This window comes from Acetatifactor sp., assembly GCF_982438285.1.
In genome coordinates, this window is record NZ_CEWDFQ010000171.1 from 1 (window position 1) to 6,552 (window position 6,552).

Below are 6,552 nucleotides of genomic sequence, written 5' to 3' on the forward strand. Positions count from 1 at the left end.
CATCAGAGTGCATACGTCCCATAGTATCTGTCATACCGTAGGAAGCAGGACCTGCAGCCATATTATCAGGATGCAGGGTACGTCCTGTACCGCCGCCGGATGCAACGGAGAAATACTTCTTTCCCTGTTCGATACATTCCTTCTTGTAGGTTCCTGCAACGGGATGCTGGAATCTGGTGGGATTGGTAGAGTTTCCGGTAATGGAAACATCAACCCCTTCCTTGTGCATAATAGCAACGCCCTCGCAAACATCGTTTGCACCGTAGCAGTTTACCTTTGCGCGCAGTCCATCGGAGTAAGACTTGCGGAACAATTCCTTTACAGTGTTTGTATAAGGATCATACTCTGTCTCAACAAAGGTAAAGCCGTTGATGCGGGAAATAATCTGTGCAGCGTCTTTTCCGAGGCCGTTCAGAATCACACGCAGCGGTTTCTTGCGGACCTTGTTTGCCTTCTCTGCAATACCGATAGCTCCCTCTGCAGCCGCGAAGGACTCATGACCTGCCAAAAAGCAGAAGCATTCAGTCTCCTCCTCCAGCAGCATCTTTCCAAGATTGCCGTGTCCAAGGCCCACCTTACGGGTGTCTGCTACGGAGCCGGGGATACAGAAAGCCTGCAGACCCTCGCCGATTGCAGCGGCTGCATCCGCCGCTCTTCTGCAGTCCTTTTTGATTGCAATGGCAGCGCCTGTTATGTAAGCCCAGCAGGCATTTTCAAAACAGATAGGCTGAATGCCTTTAATCTGATTGTAAACGTCAAGACCGGCATCCTTGGTGATCTTTTCAGCCTCTTCCAGAGAAGCGATGCCATAGCTGTTTAACACGGAATTGATTTTGTCAATTCTTCTTTCATATGATTCAAATAATGCCATCTTACTTGTCCTCCTAATGAAGTTTCACTTCTACACTTACTCTTTTCTGGGATCGATAATCTTTACTGCATCGGCTACGCGGCCATACTGTCCCTTTGCCTTTTCCCATGCAGTGTTGGGGTCGTCGCCCTTCTTGATGAAATCAGTCATCTTTCCAAGACTTACGAACTGATAACCGATAATCTGATCCTCTGCGTCAAGAGCGATACCTGTCACATAGCCTTCCGCCATTTCCAGGTAACGAGGACCCTTTTTCAGTGTGCCATACATGGTGCCTACCTGGCTTCTTAAGCCCTTGCCCAAATCCTCCAGGCCGGCGCCAACAGGAAGTCCATCCTCTGAAAATGCGCTCTGAGAACGTCCATAAACGATCTGCAGGAACAGCTCTCTCATGGCAGTGTTGATTGCATCACATACCAGGTCTGTATTCAGAGCCTCCATAACAGTTCTGCCAGGCAGAATTTCAGCAGCCATTGCTGCGGAGTGGGTCATGCCGGAGCAGCCGATGGTCTCTACCAGAGCCTCCTGAATAATACCCTCCTTAACATTCAGGGTCAGCTTGCAGGCGCCCTGCTGAGGCGCACACCAGCCCACACCATGAGTCAGACCGGAAATATCCTTAACTTCTTTTGCTTTTACCCATTTCGCCTCTTCCGGAATGGGAGCACAGCCGTGAGCAACACCCTGCGCTACTGGACACATTTCTTCAACTTCCTTTGAATAAATCATGTGAAATCTCCTTTCAAATCTGCATCTTACAATATTATTGATAAAATAATATCATAATCCTCGTGTTCATTCTCTCATATTTACACTGAAAAATCCAGAGTATTTTATGATTTTTTACATTTTTTGTAACAGCTTGGCCATAAGAGGATAATTCCTGGGCATGGGTGCTTGCACACAATGCACAGGGATTACCCTCTTATGAGCGGAGCGCCCTCAAATGAAATAAAAGCTGCGCCGCCTTGGCGGCGTCGGATGCGAAGCAGCCGCTTTTATGAATGTAGAGGGTTCTACGCCAGCATCATCCTGTCATTTGCGAATTCCCCGCCGCTGACCTCCTCAAATTTCGTCAGCAGATCCGCCACCTTGAGGGATTTCTTTTCTTCTCCGGACACATCGTATATGATTTTTCCCTCGTGCATCATCACAAGGCGGTTTCCCAGGCGGATGGCATCCTTCATATTATGGGTTACCATCAGAGCTGTCAGATGATTTTCGCCAATTATTTTTTCGGTGATTTCCAGCACGATCCTTGCGGTTTTAGGGTCCAGCGCCGCCGTATGCTCATCCAGCATAAGAAGCCTCGGCTGCTGCAGCGTAGCCATCAAAAGGGTAAGGGCCTGTCTCTGCCCGCCGGACAACAGCCCAACCTTGGAGGTCATGCGCTCCTCCAGACCCAGCCCCAGGCTTTTCAGCTTTTCATGATAAAATTCTTTCTCGCTTTTTGTGATTCCCCATTTAAGTCCTCTTGAGCGTCCCCTGCGGTAAGCCAGGGCAAGATTTTCCTGTATTTCCATGCCTGCAGCCGTGCCCTTCATGGGATCCTGAAACACTCTGCCCAGGTACTTTGCCCTGGCATATTCAGGCATGCGGGAAAGGTTTATCTGAACCTTGTTTTCTTCTCCGTCCTTGGTAAAAAGCATATCCTCTATCAGAATTTTACCGGCATCTATCGGGTAAACTCCGGCAATCATATTCAGCATAGTGGATTTTCCGGCCCCGTTCCCGCCGATCACGGTGACAAAATCGCCATCGTTTAAAACAAGATCAATACCGTTCAGAGCACGCTTTTCATTGATCGTGCCTTTGTTAAAGGTTTTGTAAACATTGCTCAGCTCTAACATTACAGATTTCCTCCATCCTCCGAGTAAGCCTTATGTACGCGCCACTTGGACGCCGCAACAGGAATGCACAGGGCAAGCGCCACAAAAATAGCGGAAAACAGCTTCATGTCGTTTGCATCCAGACCAATGCGCAGCACCAGCGCACGAATTACAAAGTAAACAACGCTTCCCAGCACTGCAGAAATCAGCTTAGCCCAAAAGCTTACAGCCTTTCTCATGAGCACATCTCCGATGACGATTGCCGCAAGTCCGATCACGATGGCTCCGGTTCCCATGCCGATATCAGCGTATTTCTGCTGCTGGGCCACCAGAGCGCCGGACAAGCCTACCAGTCCGTTGCTCAGTGCAAGCGCAATGATCTTGGTAATTTTTGTGTTGCAGCCCAGGGCGCGGATCATGTCCTCATTGTTTCCGGTAGCGCGCATGGCGGAGCCAAGCTCGGTGCCAAAAAACCAATACAGCAGAAGAATCAAAATAACCGCCACGGCCAGTCCCACAATCAAGGCAGCCCAGCCGTTGGAGAGTCCCGTAAGATCGCTGAACTGGGAAATCATGGTATCTACCTTCAAAAAAGGAGTGTTGCTTTTTCCCATAACACGCAGATTAATAGACCAAAGTCCAAGCTGTGTCAAAATACCTGCAAGGATTGCCGGAATATCAAAAGCCGTGTGCAGCATGCCCGTCACCAGTCCCGCAAGCGCCCCGGCAAGCAGCGCAAGCAGGGAAGCCAAAAAGGGGCTGTAACCCTTTTCCACCACAAAGAGAGCACAGACACAGCCCCCCAGGGCAAAGCTCCCGTCCACTGTCAGGTCTGCAATATCCAAAATCTTATAGGTAATATAGACCCCAAGAACCATAACCCCCCACAAAATACCCTGGGATACCGCTCCCTGCATTTGAATCAAAAATGCACTCATAATCAAACCATACCTTTCCTGCTGGAACGCTTTCCTGCTGAAACGCGTCCACGCATTAATGTCTCAAAGATAATAATAAAGAATTTATATCATAAACGCAAGCTATTTTTCATATTATGACGGCAATTGTGACATCAAAAAGAGGAAGGACAGAAAAGAATCTCCTTCTGCCCTTCCCCTCTTCATTTTATGGTACGCTTCAGAACTGTATTTATTTCTTTTATTCATCCAGCACGGACAAATCCACTCCAAGAGCCGCAGCGGTCTCTTCATTTACGGTAAGCTCACACTTGGAGGCGTCAAGATAGCCGATAGGCATTTCTGCGGGAGAAGCTTCTCCCTTCAAAATGGAAACTGCCATTTCTCCTGCAAGGTAGCCAAGCTGGTAATAATCGATACCATAGGTTGCAAGGCCGCCAGCCTCCACCATGCCTGCCTCGCCGCAGATAATGGGAAGTCCGTTGTCGGTGGCAACCATAGATACGGTAGCCATGCCCGCCGCTATGGTATTATCGGTAGGCGCATAAATTACGTCCACCTTTCCCACCATAGATTCCACTACGGTCTGAATTTCGTTAGAGCTTGAAACGGTGAAGGTCTCACTGGAAAGTCCCTTTTCCTCGCAGGCTGCAATAGCCATCTCAGCCTGAATCTGAGAATTTGCCTCTGCAGAACAATACAAAATCCCTACTCTCTGCGCATCGGGGAAAATTCTGGTGAGCAGATCGATCTGCTCTGTCACAGGGGTCAGGTCGGAGGTTCCGGTCACATTGGTTCCGGGAGCCTCATTGTCATTCACCAATCCCGCCTCGGCATAATCTGTAATGGCAGTGCCTACAATGGGAATCTCCGAAGTAGCTCCGGCTACCGCCTGTGCCGCAGGAGTGGCAATGGCAAGAATCAGATCATTCTCCTCGCTTACAAGCTTTGTGGCAATGGTCTGACATGCGGACTGGTCATTCTGGGCGTTCTGCTGATCTACCTCGTAGCTGATGCCGGAAGCGTCCAGAGCCGCAATAAAGCCCTCATTGGAAGCATCCAGAGCTGCATGCTCTGTCAGCTGAAGCACACCTACCTTATAGGTCTGTCCGTCTGCTGTCTGCTCTGTGGAAGAAGCGCTCGTCTCTCCCGTCTGGGTCTGGGCAGAAGCTTCCGTCTGTTCCTGTGTTGCGCCGCTTTGGGCCGTTTCGCTGCCGGAGCAGGCTGTGAGCATAGACGCAGCCATCACCGCAGCCAGAAAAATAGACATTTTTTTTCTCATAATAAATTCTCCCTTGTTTTTTACTTTAACGCATGAACGTATTAATGCGTTAGTGCAAGCTAGCACTAGAAAAAATATACAACAAGGGAGAAAATAAGTCAATGGTTATTTCCTTTTTGCAACAATTTCCTTTTGAGATTTAAAGATGCTGTCAGCCGGAACCACACCTCTTACCATGGAGGCAGGGTAGATGTTGGAATTTCTTCCCACCACTGTTCCGGGGTTAAGCACGCTGTTACAGCCTACCTCCACGCAGTCTCCCAGCATAGCTCCCATTTTCTTTAAGCCGGTTTCCAGAAAGTCCTCCTTTCCCTTTACCGTTACAAGGGTCTTGTCACTTTTTACATTGGAGGTGATGGAGCCTGCACCCATATGCGCCTTAAAGCCAAGAATGCTGTCCCCTACATAATTGTAGTGGGGAACCTGCACTCTATTAAAGAGAACCACATTTTTCAGCTCTGTGGAATTCCCTACCACAGCGCCCTTTCCCACAATGGCGTTTCCCCGAATGTAGGCACAGTGTCTGATCTCAGCCTCCTCATCGATGATCAGCGGACCATTTAAGCAGGCTGTAGGGGCCACACGGGCGCTTTTTGCCACCCAGATGTCTTCTCCCCTCTTTTCGTAAAATTCCTCCGGAAGCCTCTTCCCCAGCTCAATGATAAAATCATGAATCTTTGGCAGAACCTCCCAGGGATATTCCGCTCCCGCAAAAAGCTCTGCCGCAATGGTCTCCTTTAGGTCAAACAGATCATAAATTGTAATATTCTCCATATTATCATTCCTTTCCGCAGACTCATGCTGCCCTATATTTTACTGTTTGCTGCTGTAATTGGCCTCCGCCGCCTGAAACTGGGTGTAAAGCATCCTCTGATTGTTCATCTGTTTTACGATATTGGTTCTCCTGGTCACAAAATCCGACAGCTTTTTCATATATTCCTCCGGCGTTATCTCTCCGTCCGCCACAAGGGTGAGTCCCTTTTCCCAGCTTGCGGTCAAGGCAGGATCAAGAAGGGGCTTGATGGAGCTGTTTACCACATCGTAGACCATCTCGCCCATCAGGGTAGGCGTGAGAACCTGGCTCTTTTTATTCAGTGCAAGGTATTCAATATTTACCAGCTTTTTTAATATTTCCGCCCTGGTGGCACTGGTGCCGATACCGCTTCCCTTGATCTGGGCCCTCAGCTCCTCATCCTCAATAAACTGTCCTGCATTTTCCATGGTGAGAATTATGCTTCCCGAGGTGTACCGCTTGGGGGGAGAGGTTTCTCCCTCCTTGATCTCATAATTCTCAGCCTGAAGCTTATGCCCCTTTTTCAGGCCGGACAAAAGCCCTACCAGCTCACTGTCGCATTTTTCCTCCCCTTCCTCCTTTTCCTGTATCTTAAAGGAATAGGCCAAAAGCTTCAGATATCCCTCCTCTTCCAGCACCTTGAAATTTGCAAAAAAGCGTTCCTCCTTTACCCTGATCACAAGAGCGAATTTCCGATATACAGCCGGAGGATAAAAGATGCTCAGGAATCGTCTGGCAATGATTTCATATACCTTTACAGAAACCGGAGGCAGCGACGAAAGATTGTTCAGTCCCTGGCCTGTGGGAATAATGGCATAATGGTCTGTAATCTGCTTATCGTTCACATAACGGGTTTTGGC

General features: G+C 48.8%; 7 protein-coding genes. All 7 read right to left on the reverse strand.

What is annotated here, in order from left to right; translation table 11 throughout:
- Window positions 1–871 (reverse strand): GGGtGRT protein (locus AC1WIP_RS09470; protein ID WP_481141612.1); only part of this gene is annotated, 871 nt, incomplete at its 3' end.
- 36 nt (window positions 872–907) lie between these two features.
- Window positions 908–1,600 carry an iron-sulfur cluster assembly scaffold protein gene (locus AC1WIP_RS09475; protein ID WP_318704539.1) on the reverse strand — a complete coding sequence of 231 codons (693 nt, stop codon included), beginning with the start codon at window positions 1,598–1,600 and terminating at the stop codon, window positions 908–910.
- A 287-nt stretch (window positions 1,601–1,887) separates the two neighbouring features.
- On the reverse strand, window positions 1,888–2,721 hold the full coding sequence (locus AC1WIP_RS09480; RefSeq protein ID WP_481141613.1) for an ABC transporter ATP-binding protein: 834 nt from the start codon (window positions 2,719–2,721) through the stop codon (window positions 1,888–1,890).
- The gene (locus tag AC1WIP_RS09485; protein ID WP_481141614.1) at window positions 2,721–3,638 is read right to left on the reverse strand and encodes an ABC transporter permease; all 918 of its coding nucleotides are present in this window, start codon (window positions 3,636–3,638) and stop codon (window positions 2,721–2,723) included. The genes AC1WIP_RS09480 and AC1WIP_RS09485 overlap by 1 nt, the downstream gene beginning before the upstream one ends.
- A 220-nt stretch (window positions 3,639–3,858) precedes the next feature.
- Window positions 3,859–4,899 (reverse strand): ABC transporter substrate-binding protein, encoded by a 1,041-nt coding sequence (locus AC1WIP_RS09490; protein ID WP_481141615.1) that lies wholly within the window; start codon window positions 4,897–4,899, stop codon window positions 3,859–3,861.
- Between the two features lie 105 nt (window positions 4,900–5,004).
- The gene (locus tag AC1WIP_RS09495; RefSeq protein WP_481141616.1) at window positions 5,005–5,673 is read right to left on the reverse strand and encodes an LbetaH domain-containing protein; all 669 of its coding nucleotides are present in this window, start codon (window positions 5,671–5,673) and stop codon (window positions 5,005–5,007) included.
- A gap of 39 nt (window positions 5,674–5,712) precedes the next feature.
- A partial coding sequence (locus AC1WIP_RS09500; protein ID WP_481141617.1) for a DNA topoisomerase occupies window positions 5,713–6,552 on the reverse strand: 840 nt, incomplete at its 5' end.

Coding starts and splice junctions, on each gene's coding strand:
- AC1WIP_RS09475 (WP_318704539.1), bottom strand. CDS start 1,600: ATGATTTATTCAAAGGAAGTTGAAGAAATGTGTCCAGTAGCGCAGGGT.
- AC1WIP_RS09480 (WP_481141613.1), bottom strand. CDS start 2,721: ATGTTAGAGCTGAGCAATGTTTACAAAACCTTTAACAAAGGCACGATC.
- AC1WIP_RS09485 (WP_481141614.1), bottom strand. CDS start 3,638: ATGAGTGCATTTTTGATTCAAATGCAGGGAGCGGTATCCCAGGGTATT.
- AC1WIP_RS09490 (WP_481141615.1), bottom strand. CDS start 4,899: ATGAGAAAAAAAATGTCTATTTTTCTGGCTGCGGTGATGGCTGCGTCT.
- AC1WIP_RS09495 (WP_481141616.1), bottom strand. CDS start 5,673: ATGGAGAATATTACAATTTATGATCTGTTTGACCTAAAGGAGACCATT.